The organism is Streptomyces sp. ME19-01-6, from assembly GCF_033793745.1.
GTDB lineage: Bacteria > Actinomycetota > Actinomycetes > Streptomycetales > Streptomycetaceae > Streptomyces.
Window position 1 is genome coordinate 688,441 of the sequence record NZ_JARAXF010000002.1, and the last position, 19,821, is coordinate 708,261.

A 19,821-nucleotide genomic window follows, 5' to 3' on the forward strand; every position below is an offset into this window, starting at 1 on the left:
GGTCAGCGTGGACACCGAAGACACCGAAGAATTCCTCCTGCCCCGGTCGCGGATGGCGAACGAGCGGTTGCACGCCATGATCCCCGGGGGCGCGCACACCTACGCCAAGGGCGACGACCAGTACCCCGAGAACCTGGCCCCGGTCATCAGCCACGGCCGCGGTGCCCACGTGTGGGACGTCGACGGCAACCGCTACATCGAGTACGGCTCCGGCTTGCGGTCGGTCAGCCTCGGCCACGCCCACCCCCGCGTGATCGAGGCGGTGCGGCGGGAACTCGACCGCGGCAGCAACTTCGTCCGGCCCTCCATCGTGGAGGTCGAGGCCGCGGAGCGCTTCCTGGCCACGGTGCCGACCGCCGAGATGGTGAAGTTCGCGAAGAACGGCTCCGACGCCACCACCGCCGCGGTGCGCCTCGCCCGCGCCGCCACCGGGCGCCCGCGGGTGGCCATCTGCGCCGACCATCCGTTCTTCTCCGTCGACGACTGGTTCATCGGCACCACGCCGATGTCCGCCGGTGTTCCGGCGGCGACCGGCGAGCTCACCGTGGCGTTCCCTTACGGGGACCTGGCCGCCACGGAGGAGCTGCTCACCCGGTACCAGGACGAGGTCGCCTGCCTGATCCTCGAACCCGCCACCCACACCGAGCCTCCGCCCGGGTACCTCGCCGGCCTGCGCGAGCTGGCCGACCGGCACGGCTGCGTACTGATCTTCGACGAGATGATCACCGGCTTCCGCTGGTCCGAGGCCGGCGCCCAGGGCCTGTACGGCGTCGTCCCCGACCTCTCCACGTTCGGCAAGGCGCTGGGCAACGGATTCGCCGTCTCCGCGCTGGCCGGGCGCCGCGATCTGATGGAGCTGGGGGGCTTGCGTCACTCCGGCGACCGGGTGTTCCTGCTGTCCACCACGCACGGTGCGGAAACGCACTCCCTGGCAGCCGCGATGGCCGTGCAGACCACCTATGTCGAGGAGGGCGTCACCGCGCGGCTGCACGCCCTCGGCGAGCGGTTGGCCACCGGTGTCCGCGACGCCGCGGCCGGCCTGGGCGTCGGCGACCACATCGTCGTCCGTGGCCGGGCCAGCAACCTGGTCTTCGCCACCCTCGACGAGAACCGGCAGCCGTCGCAGCAGTACCGCACCCTCTTCCTGCGCCGGCTCCTCGCGGGCGGGGTGCTGGCCCCGTCGTTCGTGGTGAGCAGCGCGCTCAGCGACGCCGACATCGATCACACCGTCGACGTGGTGGCCCAGGCATGTGCGGTGTACCGGAAGGCACTGGACGCCGCTGACCCCACCCCCTGGCTGACCGGACGACCGGTGAAGCCCGTATTCCGCCGCCTGGCGTGACGTGACATGACGTGACGTGACGTGACGTGACGTGACGTGACGTCAGCGACGCTCCCGCCGACCGGCGTCGGCCATCCGATCGACCAGCCGGTCAGCCATCCGGTCGATCAGCCACGCGGTCGCCGGGATCACCGCCAGCGCGGTGCACCAGCCGCCGAGGACGTCGGTCGGGTAGTGCGCGCCCAGGGCGACCTGCGCCCAGCCCATGGCAGCGCCGGCAACCAGCGCCGCGCCGAGCACGAGTGACGTGCCGGCCGTCCTGCCGAGGCCGAGCCGGCCGGTCGCGAGCAGCGCCATCACAAGGGCGAGCGCGGTGAGGAAGGCGGTGTGCCCGCTCGGGTAGGACAGGTTCCCGTCGTGGATGGTGCGGCCCACCAGGGACTTGAGCAGCGTCGCCGTCCCCACGGCCATGCCGACGCCGACAACGATGAGCACCGCTGCGCGAGGACGCCGAAGCAGCAGGCAGCCCGTCACGGCGGACACGACCAGCGTCGCCGCTCCGGCAGGCTCCCCCAAGAAGTCCGTGGCCAGAGCGACGTGCCGCCACGGCGACCGCACACCGTCCACCGCACGCTGGATCCACGCGTCCACCATGCCGGGCCGGCTGTGGCCGGCGTACAGGGCCCCGAGCACGACGACCACCAGCGCGGCGAGGGCCGCGATCAGCCCGAGCCACGCGCGCAGCGATGGGGGCAGCACCGCGGGCGCCCGACGGCCGGTCACACGCCCACCGCGCCCGGTAGACCTGCGGTAGTTTGCCCTGATCGGTAGATGGTGTTCCGAATCTTGGCTCCTTGAGACAGGGTGAGGGTGCGGCCCTTCATCCGACCGGTGGGCAGCCATGAATTGTCTGCCATGCGCAGCAATGCTTTGTGTCCCGGTCCCCGTGGGACGCCCGCACACCGTCGCAGACCGTCCGGCAGATGCAATGCACTTCCCCCTCCCGTCCGGGCCGACGCCATGTCACCCACCGCCACCGCGATGCCGCGCCCCCGAGAACTGCCCGCTGCCGCCCGCCGACATGGCCAGGAGCGTCAGATGTACGGGCTGCGCACGACTGGACCGAGCAAGGACGTGGCCTTCCACTGCTGCTGGCGCCAACTCCCCACCAACGAGCCCCCCGTCGTGTCAGTCTCTCCTTGCCACCCTAACCAACCATGCGGTCGCGGCAAACCGCCGTCGGAAAGTCCGCGTGGCAACACTCCGCGCATTTTGGTTCTGCACCGCTTTTCCGTGCCGGAGCCACGGAGTGTCGCCGAAACCTCGATCGTGATACGTCGTGGATGGCTGAGCGGGAACACCGACACACCTGTCGAACGAACGCTCACGACGCACTTCAGTCCGGTCGGGCAACGAGGACTTCCACACCTTTGCTCTGCAGTGAGTCGAGGTCCGGCTCCGGGATGTCGGCATCGACGATGACGAGGTCGAAGGCGGTGACGGGCGCGAGTTGGTACAGCCCACGTCGTCGGAACTTGGTGTGGTCGACCAGGAGGACTCTACGGTCGCATGCCTCCATCAGGGCTCGCTTGACCGCCACTGTCTCCTGGGACTGGTGGTAGCAGTGACCGCGGGTGATGGCGGTCGTGGAGGCGAACAGAACATCAGCGTGCAGGGTGCTGACCGCGTCGACGGTCCGAATACCGAGAAAGGCGTCGTAGGCCGGGTAGTACAAGCCGCCCAGTGATATCAGATCGATTCCGGCGCTGCCGGCGAGAAGCTGGGTGACGGGCACGAAGTTGGTGATGACTGTCAGCGGTGCCCGCTGCGGGAGCAGACCGACGAGGGCAAGGGCGGAGGTGCTGTCGTCGATGACGAGGGACTGACCCGGTTTGACGAAGGTCAGCGCGGCACGCGCGAGCGCGCTCTTCTGCGCCACCATGGCTTGGGTGCGATGCCGGACGTCACCGTGAAATGCCGTCGATGGCTGTGCGGTTGCCCCGCCACGCACCTTTCTGAGCCATCCCTTGCCCTGTAGGTAGTCGAGGTCGCGGCGGATGGTCATCGGGGTGACGCCAAGCTCGTCCGCGAGCTGCTCGATGCGGACGAAGCCTTCGTCGACAACGCGTGTCTTGATCCGCTCCCGCCTGTCGCTCGGCCCCCGTCCGCCATCGCCGGCGGCCGGGTGTTCGCTTGCCTCCATGAGGCCCCCTGTTCGATCGATGTGAAGAGAACATCCTCGCGCGCTCCGGACTCCACCTACCGGCTACCGGACTTCCACCTGGAGAGACGCAGTGACAGCCGGACATGCCCTGTATTCCCGTTGGGAAGTGTGATACGCCGTTGTTCAGCCACTCAAGGTAATCAAACACTTCAGGTGATCGAATCACCAGCAACTCATGTTCGTTTCCGGCTGCCTGTTGACACTTCCGATGACCGTCACGTTACTTGTGCGCTACGTCTTTGTGCGTTGTGGCATAGCTACCGGTTCGCGGCCCCGGATCAAGGAGTGGAACATGAGGAGACCGGCCAAGGGCGCTCTCATCGCCGTCGTCGCCCTGAGTGTCCTCACCGCATGCGCTGAGGAACCGACCGACGCCGTCCAGGGGAAGAACTCGACGGGCAAGGTCGCGTTCCTGATGCCCGACCTCGCCTCCACCCGCTACGAGCAGTACGACGCTCCGCTGTTCAAGAAGCGTATGGCCGAGCTGTGTTCGGGCTGCGAGGTGATCTACCAGAATGCCAACAGCGACGCCTCGCTTCAGCAACAGCAGGCGAACTCCGCCGTGACCCAAGGCGCGAAGGTGATAGTCCTCGACCCGGTCGACTCGACCGCGGCGGCGACGATCGTGCGGACGGCGCAGTCCCAGGGTGTCAAGGTGGTCGCCTACGACCGACCTATCGTCAAGAAGCCGGCGGACTTCTACGTCTCGTTCGACAACGAGGCGATCGGCGCGTCGATCGGGCAGTCGCTGGTCGATCACCTGAAGGCGACCAAGTCCAAGGGTGGCCTGCTCGAGGTCAACGGGTCTCCCACCGACGCCGCCGCCGGGCTGATCAAGAAGGGCATCCACAAGGCCGTCGATGACAGCGGGTTCGATCTGCTTGCCGAGTACGACGCGCCGAAGTGGTCGCCGGAGAAGGCACAGCAGTGGATGAGCGGCCAGATCGCACAGTACAAGGGCCGGATCGCCGGCGTGGTGGCGGCCAACGACGGCACCGGTGGGGGCGCGATCGCCGCGTTCAAGGCGGCGGACGTGCAGGTCCCGCCGGTCACGGGCAACGACGCCGAGCTGGCGGCGGTGCAGCGGATCATCGCAGGAGACCAGTACAACACCATCTCCAAGCCGATCAAGACCGTCGCCGAGGCCGCCGCGAACGTCGCCTACGAGCTCATGCAAGGGAAGAAGCCCAAGGCCGACACGACGCTGTTCGACACGCCTTCCCAGCTGTTCCAGCCGACCGTCGTGACGCAGGAGAACCTCAAGAAGGTCATCTTCGGCCCCGACGGAGTGCTCAAGACCAAGGACGTGTGCACCCGGCACTACGCCGCCGACTGCCGCCGACTGGGCATCCAGTAGCGGTCTTCGCCTTGGACCAGTAGCGGTCTTCGCCTTGGAGGAGAGCGGGCCATGAGTACGGGCACAGCGGTTCCCCGCGAGAACACGGACACCGCGTTGTCGCTGCGGGGCATATGCAAGCACTTCGGCGCGGTCGCCGCGCTCACCGACATCGACCTCGATGTCGCGGCCGGCGAGGTGGTGGCCATCGTCGGGGACAACGGGGCCGGCAAGTCCACGCTCGTGAAAGTCCTTTCCGGAGTGTACGCGGCCGACGCGGGGAAGATCTTCTTTCACGGCGACGAGGTCTTTCTGGGCTCGCCCGCCGAGGCCCACGCCATGGGGATAGCCACGGTCTTCCAGGACCTGGCGCTGTGCGAGAACCTCGACGTCAAGGCGAACCTGTTCCTGGGCCAGGAACTCCGGCCGTGGATGCTGGACGAGGTCGCCATGGAGAAGCGCTCGTGGGAACTGCTGCGCGAGCTGTCGGCGAAGATCCCGACACTCGACGTGCCGGTGGCCGCCCTCTCGGGCGGCCAGCGGCAGACGGTCGCCATCGCGCGGTCATTGCTCAGCAGCCCCAAGGTCGTCCTGCTCGACGAACCGACGGCGGCCCTGGGCGTCGCGCAGACGGCCGAGGTGCTGAACCTGGTCGAGCGGCTCAAGGCCAGCGGACTCGGCGTGGTGATGATCAGCCACAACATGGAGGACGTCCGGGCGGTAGCCGACCGTGTCGCCGTCCTCAGGCTGGGCCGCAACAACGGCGTGTTCGACGCCAGGGACGTCTCGTCCGAGGAGATCGTCGCCGCGATCACCGGCGCGGCCGACAACGTGGTGTCACGGCGGGCCGCCCGTCACACGCTCGCCCAGCGGGAAGAGAAGGAACAGCCGTGAGTACTGCAGACAATCGGGTGGCGCCGCCCGCCGATCTGCGAGACGAGCGTCTCGCGACCCCCCGGGACATCGCCGACCATGTTCGGGCGGGAGTGCGCCGGGTCCGGGACGGAGACCTCGGCGCGCTGCCCGTCATCGCGGGCATCGTGGTGATCTGGACCATCTTCCAGGTGCTGAACCCCACGTTCCTGTCCAGCACCAACCTGGTGAACCTGTCCTTCGACATGGTTCCGATCGGCATCATGGCGCTGGGGATCGTATGCGTCCTGCTGGTCGGCCAGATCGACCTCTCCGTGGGATCGGTCAGCGGCCTGTCGGGGGCGATCACCGCTGTCATGATGGTCCGGTTCGAGCAGCCGACCTGGTTGGCCGTCCTCGCGGCCGTGGTCGCCGGCTGCCTGATCGGGTGGCTCTACGGCCAGGGGTTCAACCGCGTCGGGGTGCCCAGCTTCGTGGTCACCCTGGCCGGTCTGCTGGCCTTCCTCGGGGTGCAACTGCTGGTGTTGCAGGGCGAGAACGCGATCAACCTCCCCTTCGACTCCAGCCTCGTCAACTTCGCCCAGCTGTGGTTCGTCCCCGACTGGCTGGCCTACACGCTGGCGGTGGCGGCCGGGATCGGGTTCTTCGCCGCCGGATGGGTGCGCGCCCGTACGCGGCACCGCGCGGGACTTACGGCGCAGTCGCCGCAGTGGCTCGTCGCGAAGTCGCTGCTGCTGCTGGCCGCACTGCTGTTCATGGTCTCCTACCTGTGCCGCACCCGTGGCGTCGCCTGGATGTTCGTCCTCTTCGTCGCCCTGGTGCTGGCGCTGAACTATGTGCTCACCCGGACCAAGTACGGGCGGGCCGTCTACGCGGTCGGCGGCAATGCCGAGGCCGCCCGCAGGGCGGGTATCAACGTGCGGCGCGTGTACACGTCGGTGTTCGTCATCTGTTCTGGCCTGGCCGCGCTCGGCGGAGTCCTGGCCGCATCGCGGCTCGCCGCGGCGAACCAGAGCGCCGGCGGCGGAGACGTCAACCTCAACGCCATCGCCGCGGCGGTGATCGGCGGCACGAGCCTGTTCGGCGGCCGCGGCTCGGCCTTCGCCGCCCTGCTCGGCATCCTCGTCATCCAGTCGATCTCCAGCGGTCTCACCCTGCTCAACCTCGACTCGTCCTACCGGTTCGTGATCACCGGCTTGGTCCTGTTCATCGCCGTAGGCCTGGATGCCGTAGCCCGCCGGTCGCGGCAGGCACACGGCCGGGGGTGAAACGGATGGCGGCGATGTCCATCGACCCGGGCGGCGCGATGGACATCGCCGCCTTCAACGTCGGCATCGCCGTCGCCCCCTTGGGTGTCCGGACTGGTCATCGCGCGACCTGCCCCCGGATCAGCCGTAGAAGTTCTTCTGCCAGCGGTGACTGGTCAGCTGTGAGAGCTCCTGGGCGGTCAGTGGTGGCGCGTCGGCGATCGCCGCGTTGCGCTCCACGTTCGTCAGGGACCGCATCCCGACGATGACGGTGGAGACCGCCTGCCCGGCGAGAGCGAACCGCAGGGCGGCGGACGGAAGTGCGCCGGCACCGATCCGCAGGTCGGCGAGGATCGCCTCCACGCGCTCCTCGACCTGGGCGGGCCGGTCCTCCCTGAAGTACCAGTTGCGCCAGTCGCCCTCGGGGAAGGTGACGCCCCTGCGGATCGCTCCGGTGAGGGCACCTTCGTCGAGGGCGACGCGGACGATCACGCCGACGCCGTACTCCTCACAGGCCGGTAGCAGGCCATCGGACGGGGCCTGTTCGAAGACGTTGTAGATGACCTGGACCGTGTCCAGAACCCCGGTGCGCAGCACCGTGAGCACGTTCTCGGGCTGGTGGTCCTTGACGGAGATGCCGAAGGACCTGATCTTGCCCTCCTGCTTGAGGACCTCCACCGTCTCCAGCCAGTCGCCGCGGCCGGTCCACTCGTCCTCCCAGGTGTGCAGCTGAAGGAGGTCGACGTGATCGCGGCCGAGTTCGCGCAGGCTGGTCTCCAGGCTCTCGCGCAGGTGCGCGCCCGGGAACGCCTCCATGACGTCGAGTCCGCTGGGCGACAGGGAGACCGGCACCTTCGGCCCGACCTTCGTCGCCACGTGCACGCCGTCCCCGCCGCCCGGAAGCTCCTTGAGCGCACGGCCGACGACGCGCTCACTGCGGTCGTAGGCCCGTGCGGTGTCGATGAAGGTGACGCCCAGGTCGAGAGCGCGATGCAGGGCGCGTACGCCGGAGTCGTCGTCGGCGCCGACCCAGGCCCCCTGGCCCAGCCCCCAGGCGCCGTAGCCGATCTCCGACACGGTCAGCCCGGTGCGGCCGAGTTCCCGATAACGCATGTGCTGTTCGTACTCCCCGGATGAAGCCCCTGGTGAGGGGCCGCTCTTCTGTGCTGCCAGCCGGCACCACGACTTGCCTGCCCGACGCTACAGACGGTGGTGGCCACGGCGACAGCGAAGAAGGAGGGCGAAACTTTCGAATCGGTGACGTGCTTCAGGAGTCCGTACGGGGTACGGCGGTGCTGCGCCGTACGACCAGCTGTGGGCTGAGCCGCCGGCGCTGCGGCGGCTCCCCGCCCAGCATCCGCAGCAGCAGCTCGATGGCGCTCCTGCCGAGGTGGGCGAAGTCCTGTCGGACGGTGGTCAGGGCGGGGACCAGGTATCCGGCGCGGTTGGGCACGCTGCCGGACATCACCACCGCCACCGGCACCCCATACCCTCAGCCCGGGGTCGCAGGTGAGCGACGGCCTGCAGATGCCGGCCGTCGTCCGGCTGGGGCAGGCCCTGATCTTCACCGTCGACCCCGACAGTGGCGCCGGCCGACACCTCCTCCCCACTTTGTGACCCGCGAAATCAAGAGTGCGCATGCGCCACATCACCACGCGTGACATGGGCGGCGGTGTGCACAGCGCACCCCGCTCCAGGACATAGGCACCGAAGGCCACAGCCCTTGGCGCATGGTCGCCGGCGTTCCGGGGAGTTGGGCTGCGGTGATCTTCGGGTCGACGAGATGGCGGAAATCCTCGACGGCATTGCGCTCCGTCCGGGTGGACTGGCCCTGCAATCGGCAACTGCGGCCATCGTTGGGGCCGCCTTGGTGACGGAGGCCGGTTTTCCGGGTTTCCCAGAGAGATGCGGCATCTCCTGAAGGGCACCGCGCAAAGGGGCGTTCGGCGCGAAATACACGCCTTGACAGTGCTGCCAGAACGCCCCTACATTGATACGCGAAACTGGACTGACGTACGGTTTCTTCATTCCGTGAGGCATTTCTTGAGCGCCGCGGCAAATGAACGAATCCTGCATTTCGCCGATACGGTGAGCGAGCGGAGACGTGCATTGGACGAGCGTGAACTCTCATTCGGCCTTTTCCGCCATGACAACCTCACGCGCTCGGAATGGTATTGCCCCCCGTGCCCGCGCTGATGGACACCCCGGCCACCCCGGCGCTCGTCGTCGATCTGCTGCTGCGCATCCCTTACGCCTACCGCAGGTTCAGCGTGACGGCCGAGAACGCACGGCGTACGTACGGCATCGACAGGGAGCTGTGCCGCGAGCTCGCCGCGAGGGGACTGCCGCACCTCGGTGAGGATCCCGACGCGCTGTTCGACGAGAACGACCTGGCGACGGCCTCCCTCCACCTCGGGCTGAAGTCCGTACGCCGCTTCACCATGGGATTCTGGCTGGATTCCCTGGCGCGGCTGCGCCACGGCGCGACCCGCTACGAGGTGACGGTGTCGGCCACCTGCCCCACGCCCGCGCACCGCGGTCCGTGCCGCTATGAGGTGCTCGCGGCCGACGGGGGACGCCGTACCGTCACCGCGGAGCGGCGCACCGCCGCCCAGGTGGGGCGGTTGGCCGCCGAGGCGGCCGAGGCGCCCTACCCGGTGCCGTCGCCCCTGCGCGGGCTGGTGGCGGACTTCTCCGATGTCGACTTCTGCCCCTTGCCGTTCACCCTCGCCGACGATGTGGACTTTCTGCGCACGGCCCGGATCGGTACCTGCCCGCTGCTGGCCGCAGCCCTCGTCGAGGCGGCCTGGGGGCGCGGCTTCGAAGCCCGTACCTCTTATGGGCTCGTCGTGGCAGCCCCGTACTCCCAGGCGCACACCTGGGCCGAGATCCGTGTGGCGGGCCGCTGGGTCAAGGTCGACCCGCTGATGCCGCGGATCCTGCGCCGGACCGGGCTCTGCGACGAGGAGGGCTGGCCCCCCACGCTGTCTCCCGCCGGCCTGTACCACCGCCTGGGCGCCTCAGGCCCGCTGGTGTCGCACGCGTGGGCGGAGTGCGGAGTGTCACTCGCGACGGCGGTGGTGCCGTGAGCCCGGCGGACCGCCCGCGCGTGTTCGTCCTCGTGGACGACCGTCGCCGCGAGCTGTGGGACGCCGTGCGGCCGCACCTCGCCCCGCAGTTCACGCTCGTCCTTCCCGAGAGGACACCGGGAGGACCCGGCGCCGCCGCGCTGCCGGCCGAAGCCGTCGACGCGCTCGCGGACGGCAGCGCCGGAGCGGTCCTCGCCACCGGTGACGCCGCCGTTCCTGCCTACCGCGCGGTCGCGGGGGCGCGGTACCCGCCCCGGCTGGTCCTCCTGGACCCCGGCTCGCCCACCGTCTGGCCGGAGTCCGGCGCCCGTGTCGCGCTCAGTGTCGTCGGCCGCACGGACGGCACGCCGCGGGGGGCGACTGCGCTGCTCGCCTGGAGGCACCACGGGACGGCCGAGTTCGGGGCGCACACCCTCCCGCCCACCATCGGGCCCCGCACCGGTGCCCTCTGTCGTGATCACATCCTGGCCGGCCTGCGGCTGTGGTGGCTGGACGGTGCCTGAGGCGGCCGCCCGGTGGCGGCGGCCAGGTCCCGTGCCACCGTCCGCAACGTGCACGGTGAAGCGACGTGTGCGTGGCGCAGTCCGACCCAGCCGCGCGCCCGCAGCTCCTCGGCGACGGCCGGGGCCCGCAACTGGGTGCCTCCTGCCTCGGTGTAAGTCAGCGCCATGTCCGTCACCGGGTGCCCGTGCGTCACCCGCACAGCCTCAGCGAGGGCGATCTCCGCGGGTGTCACCGGGGCCAGCACCGGCCGGTGGGCATCCGGGGTCCAGCCGTCCCGCGGCGTCCTCGCCACCCAGCCCGGACGGTCGTGCCCGTCGTCGTCCGGCCCCTCCGGGAGGGGGAACCAGCAATCAGGGGCGACGATGTCGCGGCGCTCATGGAGCCGTGCCAGGACGTGCTCGTGCACGTCGAAGACGGTGGCCCCGGGCCGCAGCCGCACCCTCGCCGTCACCGTCCCTGCGCGCAGCTCGACTTCCGACGCGGCCGCGCCGGGTGCCGACGCCACGGCCTCACTGAGGCTGCGCTGGTCCACCCAGCTCGCGCCGGCCAGACGTACGCCGGAAGAAGGGAAGACCAGCGCCGGGAACGGGAGGGCGGCCGTGCGGACGGGCGCTGTCGGGGCGGCGGTCATGGTGTCCAGGAGGTGCAGGACGGCAGCGCCGACGCGGCCCGCCGTGTCCTCCGGCAGGACGCTTGTGTCCGCAGTGACGCGCAGGATGAGTTCCGGGCCGACGAAGTGCACCTCGCACACCGGGGACAGAGGGTCGTCGAGGATGTTCGTCCGCTCCGTGTGTACGCGCACCCGCGATCGCGTACTCTCCTTCGGCCCGGCACCGGGACCGGTGAGGGGCGACCGCCGTGGGAAGTTGAAGTAGACGGGCGAGAAGCCGCCGACACGGCGTCGCGCGACGGTTTGGGCGCGGAGCTCGCGCGCGGGTGCGCCGCCCGCCCGGAGGTCCCACAGGACACGCAGTGCCGCGTCCTGCACCCGCCGGCACATCTCGTCGAACCCAGCCTCCTCGTCAAGGACGAACAGCACGGGCGCCACCGTCGTCACGCAGTCGATGCCGTGGTCCCCGGCCCGGCGCGGCGCGAGCACGTCGGCGAAGAGCACGCGATCCTGGCCGGTGTACCGGCAGAAGAACCAGCCCAGAACGGACTTCAGGACAGCCGGACGCGCAACGCCCGCCGCCCGGCACACCTCGTCGACCTGCTCCTCGGCACCGGGCAGCGCCACGGTCGTGGTCAGCTCCCGCCCGGCTCCGCGGCCTGCTGGGACCAGCGACTGGGGGACGCCGAGGGCCGGGTCGGTGTTTCCCCGTGCCGCCGCGGGGGTGCCGGACGCCTTGCCCGCGGCCCGGTCGAGCGGCTGGGTGACGGACGCGGGCAGTTCCTCGCCCCGGCAGACCATGAAGAGCTGGCGGTACCACTCGTCCAGGCCGGCCCCGTCCGTGACCAGGTGCTTGTACCACACCCGCAGCGCGCTCACGAGGCCGTCGCGCGCCGTCAGCTCCATGTGCCACAGCGGTGCCCGGGTGAGGGCGCCACCGAGCGGCGGGGCGTCCGACGCCGGGGCGGCACGCACCGAGAACGGGACCGGAAAGCCCGCGGCCGGGTGCACCACCTGCACGGGCATGCCGTCCTCACCGAGCGTGAACGTGGTGCGCAGCACCTCGTGCCGGTCCACCAGCCGGGACAGCGCGGCCGTCACCACTGTCACCGGGAGCGGCGGGTCCACCGGCCGCACGGACGTACGCACCTTGCGGCCTCCGGCGCTCTCCCGCCAGTAGAGCGCGAGCCACCGATCCTGCTGGGAAGCCGTCAGGGGACCCGAACGCACGGCGGCCGCGCCCCCGTCCTCCGCCGACGAGCGGGGCCGGGCCGCCGCGGCGTCGCTGCCGGTCAGTGTGCCACCGCACGGGCGAACGCGCGGATCACGCCGACCGTCCTCAGTTCGACCACCCGTTCGCCGTCGATCTCCACCCCCAGGAACTCCTCCAAGCGCAGCATGAGTTCGATGTGGGTGACGGAGTCCCACTCCGGGGCCAGCTGGAACCCGAGGTCGTCCGTCACCTTCTCCGGCGGGATGCCGAGCGTCTCGGAGATGAGGGCGGTCAGGGACTGCGTCATCCGGGTGGCCTCCTGCCGGTGGGTTTGGGAGTCTGGCCCGTGGCGGCGCGCTCGCGCAGGGTGATGCGGTCGACCTTGCCGTGCGGGCTGAGCGGCAACTCGGGCAGGGAGCGCACCTGGTGGGGAACCATGTAGGCCGGGAGCCGTTCCCGCAGCGCTCCGGCGAGCCCGGGGACGGTGTCCGGCGGCAGCCTGTCGCCCACGACGAACGCGACCAGTCGCAGGTCGCCATGCGGGCCGCAGGGCACGGCGACCACCGCGCTCTGCTCGACGCCGTCCAGCGCCCGCAGGTGCGCCTCCACCTCCTGGAGCTCGACCCGCATACCGTTGATCTTCACTTGATGGTCCAGCCGACCGAGGAAGGCGTACTCGTCATCCAGTCTGCGGGCCAGGTCACCCGTCCGGTACCAGATGCGCCGGACGCCCGAGGCGTCCGGCGCCTCGAAGAGCGCGGCGGCGGTGGTCCTCTCGTCGCGCCAGTAGCCCGCGAAGACCTGCGGGCCCGCCACGCACAACTCGCCGTCCTCGCCCGGCCCGGCCGGCTCGCCGTCCGGGCCGGCCAGCATGATGTGCACCCCCGGGTGCGGGCGGCCGATGGGCACGTACCCGCGCACGCACCGTTGCGGCGACCGCGCGGAGTCCCAGCGGTGCGCCAGGCAGGTGACCGTGGTCTCCGACGGCCCGTAGATGTTCTCCACAACCGAGTGCGGAGCGGCGCGCTGCCAGGCCTCCGCGCTCTCGCGGGGAAGTGGTTCGCCGCAGAAGATGCTCCAGCGCAGCGTGGGAAGGCTACCGGGGACCAGGAGGCGCTTGCGCAGCATCAGCGCCGGGACGGATGGCACGGAGCACCAGACGGTGATCCTCCGGTCCCGGACGGCGCGCGCGGGCGAAAGCTGGTGGATCGTCTCCAGCGGCACCACGCAGCCGCCGCTCTGCCAGGCCGTGAACGTCATGAAGAAGGCCAGGTCGAAGGTGAGGCTGAAGACTTGTGCGAACCGGTCCTCCGAGGAAAAGCCGTAGCTGCCACTCTTGTGACGCAGGAAGTGGACGATGTTCCGGTGGCTGATCGGGACGCCCTTCGGCGCGCCCGTGGTCCCCGACGTGAACAGCAGGTAGGCCGGCTGGTCCGAGGTGCCCGCCATGACCGCGCTGTCCTGGCCGTCCGTGCTCTCCGGGCCGCTGCCGTCGCCGGGTGCCCCGGCCTCGGGCCGTGCGTCGTCCCGGATGACGATGACCGGGCAGTCCTGCCCCTGTGCCGGGACGAGGTCCGCCACACGGGACGGCCGGTCGGTGACGAGCGCGTCCACCTCGGCGGCCTCGGCCATCGCACGGGTGCGGCTCAGCGGGAAGGCCGGGTTGAGAGGAACCACCGTGCCGCCCGCGTACAGGACCGCCAACAGCCCCGCGTAGGCGGCAAGGCCGTGCTGGGGCGCGTACACTCCCACCCGGCCCGGTGGGCCCCCCAGCGCCCGCACGAGCGCCGCCGCCCGGTGGCGGGCGAGACCGTCCAGCTCGGCGTAGGTCCAGGTGCGCCCCATGAGGTCGAGCGCCGGACGGTCCGGGTACGTGGCCGCGGACCGCAGGAAACCCGAGTGCAGGCGGTCCACCGCTCCCAGCCCCCATTCCTCAGTTCCCACCGGGAACACCCTCAACGATAGAACCGCGGCCGCGGCCTGTACAGGCCGTTCAGCGTCGGCCCGGTTCCCAACTCCGGGCTACTGGACGCTCCTCGACCGGCAAGAGCTCGCACGCGGTGACGCACCGCCATGAGATCCAAACCGATGGGCCGGTGGAGTGAAAAGTTCCCCGACCGGCCCCACGCCGGGCAGAGATCAACACATCCGCGCACGGGCCGCCAGCTGGAGCACCGGTGTGCAGTGACCGAGAGTGAGAAGAGGTTGCGGATGCTTGGAGTGCCGGCCATGCGGCAGGCGTTCGCCGCGCTGGTCGTACGGGCGTCAGGCGTAGCCCCGGGTCCCCCCGGGGAGGGCGCGTGAGGACGGTGGCGGGGCCGACCGACCATGTCGTCGTGGTGGGCGCCGGGCTGTCCGGCCTCGCCTGCGCCCTCCACCTGGTCGGCGCCGGCCGCCGGGTCACGGTCGTCGAACGGGACGCCGGTCCGGGCGGCCGGGCCGGCCGCGTACAGGTCGGCGGATACCAGGTGGACACCGGCCCCACGGTGCTGACCATGCCGCACCTGGCCGACGAGGCGTTCGCGGCCGTCGGTGACAGCCTCGGCCGCCACGTCGAGCTGGTGGCCCTGCACCCGGCCTACCGGGCATGCTTCGCGGACGGGACCTCGCTCGACGTCCACACCGACAGCGAGGCGATGGAGGCGGAGGTCCGTCGATTCGCCGGACCGTCGGAGGCCGTGGGCTACCGCAGGCTGCGGAACTGGCTGAAGCGGCTGTACCGGGCGCAGATGCGGCGCTTCATCGACACGAACTTCGACTCCCCCTTCCAGCTCCTGCACCCGGATCTGGCATGTCTGGCGGCGCTCGGCGGCTTCGGACGTCTGGACCGCCAGATCGGCCGCTTCCTCTCCGACACCCGCCTGCGACGGGTCTTCTCCTTCCAGGCCCTGTACGCCGGAGTAGCCCCCGCCCGGGCCCTCGCGGCCTACGCCGTGATCGCCTATATGGACACCGTGGCCGGCGTCTGGTTTCCCAAGGGCGGGATGCACGCGCTGCCCCGTGCCATGGCCGACGCGGCGGCCGGCGCCGGTGCCGACCTCCGGTGGTCCACGGAGGTGAGCGGGCTGGAGCGCTCGGCCGGCCGGGTACGTGCCGTACGCCTGACGTCGGGTGAGCGGATCCGGTGCGACGCGGTGGTGCTGACCTGTGAACTGTCCGCCGCACACCGGCTCCTGGGGCGAGCACCCCGCCGCCCGGTGCGGCTGCGTCACTCACCGTCCGCGGTGATCCTGCACGCCGGGACCGACCGCACCTGGCCTGGCCTCGCCCATCACACGCTCTCCTTCGGCGCGGCATGGAAGCGCACGTTCGACGAACTGACCCGCTCGGGAACGCTGATGAGCGATCCTTCCCTGCTGATCACCCGGCCGACCACGCACGACCCCGCCCTGGCGCCGCCAGGCGGCCACCTCCACTACGTCCTGGCCCCCTGCCCGAACACCGTCGTCGGCCCCTCCGCGCCCGCCTGGCGGCACCTGGGCCCGCGCTACCGCGACAGCCTGGTCGCCGAGCTGGAGCGCCGGGGCCTCGACGGATTCGCGGACAGTGTCCAGGAGGAGCTCCTGGTGACCCCACTGGACTGGACGGCGCAGGGCCACGCGGCGGGCAGCCCGTTCTCGGTCTCCCACACGTTCGCCCAGACCGGCCCGTTCCGGCCGCGCAACCTGGTACGCGGGCTGGACAACGTCGTGCTGGCCGGCTGTGGGACCACCCCTGGCGTCGGCGTACCAACGGTGCTCATCAGCGGCAAACTCGCCGCCGCCCGAGTCACCGGCGGCATCGGGAACCGTGCCCCGCACACCCGGCCGAGCGCAGCCGGCGCTCATGCCTCCCACGCCCCGACGTGGGCGGGTGCCGATGACCCGTCGTGAACTGGACGCCGCCGGGATCACCGATCCCGCGCTGCGCGCCGACTACGCCCGGTGCAGGCGGCTCAACGCCCGCCACGGCAAGACATACTTCCTGGCCACCCGTCTTCTGCCGCTGGAACGCCGCTCGGCCGTGCACGCGCTGTACGGCTTCGCCCGCTGGGCGGACGACATCGTGGACGACCTCGACCGGCGCCGGACACCCGACGAGCGCGACCGGCTGCTGCGACGCCTGGAGAGCGACCTCGCGCACGGGCTGCGCACCGGCGGCGGGGACGAGCCCGTGGTCAGGGCCGTGGCCGACACCGCCGAGCGGTACGGCATCGACCACACGCTGTTCGCCGCCTTCCTGGCCTCGATGCGCAGTGATCTGATCGTCACGGACTATCCGACCTACGCCGACCTGCGCTCCTACATGCACGGCTCGGCCGCGGTGATCGGTCTGCAGATACTGCCGGTGCTCGGCACGGTCGTCGCCCGCGAGGAGGCGGCACCGCATGCGGCGGCCCTCGGGGTAGCGTTCCAGCTCACCAACTTCCTGCGGGACGTGGGTGAGGACCTGGACCGGGGCCGCGTCTACCTGCCGGCGGACCTGCTCGCCGCCCATGACGTGGACCGGCCGCTGCTGGAGTGGAGCCGCCGCACAGGGCACCGCGACCCGCGGATCCGCGCGGCGCTCGTCTCCGCCGAAGCCATGACCAGGGACGTATACCGTGCGGCGGAACCGGGCATCGACATGCTCGACCCGCGGGTGCGCCCCTGCATCCGCACCGCGTTCACCCTGTACGGCAGCATTCTCGACGCGATCGCGCACCACGGCTACAGCGTGCTGCATCACCGTGCCACCGTGTCACGCGGACGGCGTGCGGCCACCGCCGCGGCCGGGGCCGTGCGGGTGATCGGCGCGCGGTGGCGCGCCCGCGTCGCGCGTCCGGCCCCGGCGGAGGGCGGCGCGGCGCTCCAGTGGAAAGGGCCCAGCCGGTGAGCGATCGATCGGACAGGGCCCGCTGGTCACCGCCGGTGCGGCGGCGGCGCGGCCCGGACTGGGCTGCGCAGGAACCGACCTGGCGAAAGGCACGGCCGGCACTGATTGCCGACGCGCTCAAGCGGGCCTCGGCGCGGCCCTCCGGCAACTGGTTCGTCGTCGCTGCCTCCCGGGAGGTGCCCGCCGGCGGGCACCCGTGCGGCAGGACGGTGGGCGGTGTCGAGGTCGTGCTGTGGCGCTCGGACACCGGTGAGCTGCACGCGGGTCCAGGCGCCTGCCCCCATCTCGGTGCTCCCCTGCGCGACAGCCGGGTGGTGTGCGGCACGCTGGTGTGCCACTGGCACGGACTGGCCCTGGACGGCACGCCCTTCGGGGGCTGGGAGCCGTATCCCGTCCACGACGACGGGGTGCTGGTGTGGGTGCGGCTGGACACGGTCGGCGGCGAGGAACCGTCGGAACGCCCCGTGGTGCCGGTGCGTCCCGCGACGGGCAGCGGGGTGGACGCCGTTTTCACCGCGGTGGGGCGGTGCGAACCGCAGGACGTGGTCGCCAACCGTCTCGATCCGTGGCACGGCTCGTGGTTCCATCCGTACGCGTTCATCGGCCTGACGGTGGCGCGTGAGCCGCGGGGTGACGAGGAGGATGCCTTCGTCGTCGATGTCTCCTTCCGCGTGGCGGGGCGTCTGGTGGTCCCGGTCCGGGCGGAGTTCACCGCACCGGAGCCGCGCACGGTCGTCATGCGCATCACCGACGGCGAGGGAGCGACGTCCGTGGTGGAGACCCATGCCACACCGCTCACCGGTGAGGCCGACGAACAGCCGCGGACCACCGTGGTCGAGGCGGTCGTCGCCACCTCGAACCGGCGCGGCTTCAAACTGGCCCGGGTCGCCGCCCCAGTGCTGCGCCCGCTGATGCGTCGCACGGCCGGGCGCCTGTGGCGCGACGACCTGGCCTACGCCGAGCGACGCTGGACGCTGCGCAGCACCGGACGGTTCCCGGGGTGACGAGCGAGGATGAGCCGCGGAGCCCGGCCGTCCACCGAGGCTCGGGGCGCTCGGATCAACGTCCCGCGAGTGCGCCAAGTGCCCGCAGCACCGGCGAACGGCCCGTCCGTGGGACCGTCCACAGCACCTGGCCCCGGACGCCCCATGCGGCGAGCAGAGCGCCGGCCGCCAGGAATCCGGTGGTGGCGGCGCGTTCCATCAGCGCCACCGGGAGGTCGCAGCGGATCGCATCACCGGCCAGCGTCAGCCAAGGGTGGGGGGTCCGCACAGGGGGGCGCCGGTGGTGGGAGCCGACCGGGAAGAGCGGGCAGTCCGAGTGCCACTCGTGCCGGGCGTCGACGATGCGCGCCTCTCGTGTCTCCGGATACACCTGGCGCAACCGGTCGACGAGCATGCGCTGCACCTTCTCCGGTTCCGCGGCGGCGGCGACGGCGTAGGCGTGCAGTTCCACCACCGAGCCCCCGTTCCGGGCGGCCCAGCGGGCGGCCTCGCCCTCGTAGCGTTCCAGGACACTGATGTTGTCCAGGCCGCCGTAGCCGCTGGTGCCGAGGAATCCGGGGCGATCGGCGCGGACCGGCCGGTCGGTCCAGAGCCGGGAGACGAGGAACCGGGGGGCGGTACGCAGCGCGGCGATGTCGTCGCGCCAGGCGGCGGTGCCCAGGCCCAGGGACGCGGCGACCACCTGGCGCAGCCCCCCGGTGTCGAGGGCAAGCACCGCCGCCTCGTGCCGGTCCGCGCCGGTGTCGGTGCGCAGCACGACTCCCCCACCGTCGCACGGGTGGACCTCGTGCACAAAAGTGCCGGTACGGACAACCGCTCCGAGGCGCTGGAGGTAGTTGCCGAGCGGCTCCCACAGGGCTTGTGGAAAGGGTTCGTTCGGTACGTCGAAGAGCAGGCCCTCGGCCGAGCCGAGGAAGTAGATGTGGAACATCAGGAGCAGTTCGGCTGCGGACAGTTCGCGCGGGTCGGCGAAGAAGCTGCGTGAGAACACCTCGAACGCCAGGTGGCGGGCGGCCTCGGGGAAGCGGACGAGCTCCAGCAAACGCACCGCGCTGACCTGGTCGAAGCGTTGGTAGACCTCGGGCACTCGGACATCAAGGAGCGGCAGCGCCGCCCGGGCGTCCATGGTGGCCAGGTCCCGCCAGCCGAAGGTGGGGCTCAGGGCGACGAAACCGAGTGCGCTGAACGGCGGTGTGCGCGGGACACGGGCAAAACTGTCCGTCAGGCCGCCGCTGTGCCGGAGGGGGTAGTCGGGGAGCGGAGTGAGCCTCGTGAGGGCGGGGTCGGTCCGCCGCAGCAGACCGCGCAGGTTGTAGTACTGGCGGAAGAAGGCATGGAAACCACGGCTCATGGTCGTCTCGGATCCGTCTGCCAGGCGAGTGCGCCAGCCGGCGAGGCGGCCGCCGAGTGATTCTTCCCGTTCGTAGAGGGTCACGCGGGCCCCGCGTTCGGCCAGCAGGGTGGCTGCCGCCAGACCGGCGATGCCGCCGCCCGCCACGGCGACGGACGGCGCGTGCCTGGAGTCGAACCCGGCCCGGCCGGGTTCGGGCATCAGGACCTTGGCCTTGCGGTCGCGGCCCCGCCG

General features: G+C 71.0%; 17 protein-coding genes. 9 read left to right on the forward strand and 8 right to left on the reverse strand.

Annotated elements, in window-relative coordinates; translation table 11 throughout:
* Positions 1 to 7 precede the first annotated feature (7 nt).
* Positions 8 to 1,342 carry a glutamate-1-semialdehyde 2,1-aminomutase gene (locus tag PV419_RS06430; protein WP_319686689.1) on the forward strand — a complete coding sequence of 445 codons (1,335 nt, stop codon included), beginning with the start codon at positions 8 to 10 and terminating at the stop codon, positions 1,340 to 1,342.
* A gap of 42 nt (positions 1,343 to 1,384) precedes the next feature.
* Here the strand turns inward: PV419_RS06430 and PV419_RS06435 are convergent, their stop codons facing one another.
* Positions 1,385 to 2,065 (reverse strand): phosphatase PAP2 family protein, encoded by a 681-nt coding sequence (locus PV419_RS06435; RefSeq protein WP_319686690.1) that lies wholly within the window; start codon positions 2,063 to 2,065, stop codon positions 1,385 to 1,387.
* A gap of 613 nt (positions 2,066 to 2,678) precedes the next feature.
* Complete coding sequence (locus PV419_RS06440) at positions 2,679 to 3,485, reverse strand: DeoR/GlpR family DNA-binding transcription regulator (protein WP_319686691.1); 807 nt, start codon at positions 3,483 to 3,485, stop codon at positions 2,679 to 2,681.
* A gap of 313 nt (positions 3,486 to 3,798) precedes the next feature.
* On the opposite strand from PV419_RS06440, the gene PV419_RS06445 reads away from it, so the two are divergent.
* From PV419_RS06445 to PV419_RS06455, 3 genes are all read left to right on the forward strand, one after another.
* On the forward strand, positions 3,799 to 4,863 hold the full coding sequence (locus tag PV419_RS06445; RefSeq protein WP_319686692.1) for a sugar ABC transporter substrate-binding protein: 1,065 nt from the start codon (positions 3,799 to 3,801) through the stop codon (positions 4,861 to 4,863).
* Positions 4,864 to 4,914: 51 nt separating this feature from the next.
* The gene (locus PV419_RS06450; protein WP_319686693.1) at positions 4,915 to 5,736 is read left to right on the forward strand and encodes an ATP-binding cassette domain-containing protein; all 822 of its coding nucleotides are present in this window, start codon (positions 4,915 to 4,917) and stop codon (positions 5,734 to 5,736) included.
* 68 nt (positions 5,737 to 5,804) lie between these two features.
* Positions 5,805 to 6,983 (forward strand): ABC transporter permease subunit, encoded by a 1,179-nt coding sequence (locus PV419_RS06455; protein ID WP_319686750.1) that lies wholly within the window; start codon positions 5,805 to 5,807, stop codon positions 6,981 to 6,983.
* Positions 6,984 to 7,103: 120 nt separating this feature from the next.
* Here PV419_RS06455 and PV419_RS06460 read toward each other — a convergent pair whose 3' ends face one another.
* Positions 7,104 to 8,075, reverse strand: a complete 972-nt coding sequence (locus PV419_RS06460; protein WP_319686694.1) for an aldo/keto reductase — start codon at positions 8,073 to 8,075, stop codon at positions 7,104 to 7,106.
* Between the two features lie 154 nt (positions 8,076 to 8,229).
* Positions 8,230 to 8,439: a substrate-binding domain-containing protein gene (locus PV419_RS06465; RefSeq protein ID WP_319686695.1), complete on the reverse strand. Its 210-nt coding sequence runs from the start codon at positions 8,437 to 8,439 to the stop codon at positions 8,230 to 8,232.
* A gap of 706 nt (positions 8,440 to 9,145) precedes the next feature.
* Here PV419_RS06465 and PV419_RS06470 point away from each other — a divergent pair.
* Together PV419_RS06470 and PV419_RS06475 are read left to right on the forward strand one after the other, a co-directional pair.
* Positions 9,146 to 10,051, forward strand: a complete 906-nt coding sequence (locus tag PV419_RS06470) for a transglutaminase domain-containing protein (RefSeq protein ID WP_319686696.1) — start codon at positions 9,146 to 9,148, stop codon at positions 10,049 to 10,051.
* The gene (locus PV419_RS06475; RefSeq protein WP_319686697.1) at positions 10,048 to 10,554 is read left to right on the forward strand and encodes a hypothetical protein; all 507 of its coding nucleotides are present in this window, start codon (positions 10,048 to 10,050) and stop codon (positions 10,552 to 10,554) included. Before PV419_RS06470 ends, PV419_RS06475 begins: the two co-directional genes overlap by 4 nt.
* Here PV419_RS06475 and PV419_RS06480 read toward each other — a convergent pair.
* The 3 genes from PV419_RS06480 to PV419_RS06490 form a co-directional block, all read right to left on the reverse strand.
* Positions 10,509 to 12,395 (reverse strand): hypothetical protein, encoded by a 1,887-nt coding sequence (locus PV419_RS06480; protein ID WP_319686698.1) that lies wholly within the window; start codon positions 12,393 to 12,395, stop codon positions 10,509 to 10,511. The two genes, PV419_RS06475 and PV419_RS06480, sit on opposite strands and share 46 nt — an antisense overlap.
* Before the next feature lie 62 nt (positions 12,396 to 12,457).
* Positions 12,458 to 12,685, reverse strand: a complete 228-nt coding sequence (locus PV419_RS06485) for an acyl carrier protein (RefSeq protein ID WP_319686699.1) — start codon at positions 12,683 to 12,685, stop codon at positions 12,458 to 12,460.
* On the reverse strand, positions 12,682 to 14,322 hold the full coding sequence (locus PV419_RS06490; RefSeq protein ID WP_319686700.1) for an amino acid adenylation domain-containing protein: 1,641 nt from the start codon (positions 14,320 to 14,322) through the stop codon (positions 12,682 to 12,684). Before PV419_RS06490 ends, PV419_RS06485 begins: the two co-directional genes overlap by 4 nt.
* Positions 14,323 to 14,678: 356 nt before the next feature.
* On the opposite strand from PV419_RS06490, the gene crtI reads away from it, so the two are divergent.
* From crtI to PV419_RS06505, 3 genes are read left to right on the forward strand one after another with little or no spacing between them, the layout of a single operon-like run.
* Entirely contained in the window at positions 14,679 to 16,250 is a 1,572-nt protein-coding gene (gene crtI / locus PV419_RS06495; protein ID WP_319686701.1) for a phytoene desaturase family protein, read from the forward strand.
* Positions 16,237 to 17,232, forward strand: a complete 996-nt coding sequence (locus PV419_RS06500; protein WP_319686702.1) for a phytoene/squalene synthase family protein — start codon at positions 16,237 to 16,239, stop codon at positions 17,230 to 17,232. The genes crtI and PV419_RS06500 overlap by 14 nt, the downstream gene beginning before the upstream one ends.
* Positions 17,229 to 18,236, forward strand: a complete 1,008-nt coding sequence (locus tag PV419_RS06505; protein ID WP_319686703.1) for a DUF5914 domain-containing protein — start codon at positions 17,229 to 17,231, stop codon at positions 18,234 to 18,236. Before PV419_RS06500 ends, PV419_RS06505 begins: the two co-directional genes overlap by 4 nt.
* Positions 18,237 to 18,291: 55 nt before the next feature.
* On the opposite strand, the gene PV419_RS06510 is transcribed toward PV419_RS06505, so the two are convergent.
* A complete protein-coding gene (locus PV419_RS06510) occupies positions 18,292 to 19,788 on the reverse strand; it encodes an FAD-dependent oxidoreductase (RefSeq protein ID WP_319686751.1) in 1,497 nt (498 codons plus the stop codon).
* Positions 19,789 to 19,821: the final 33 nt, after the last annotated feature.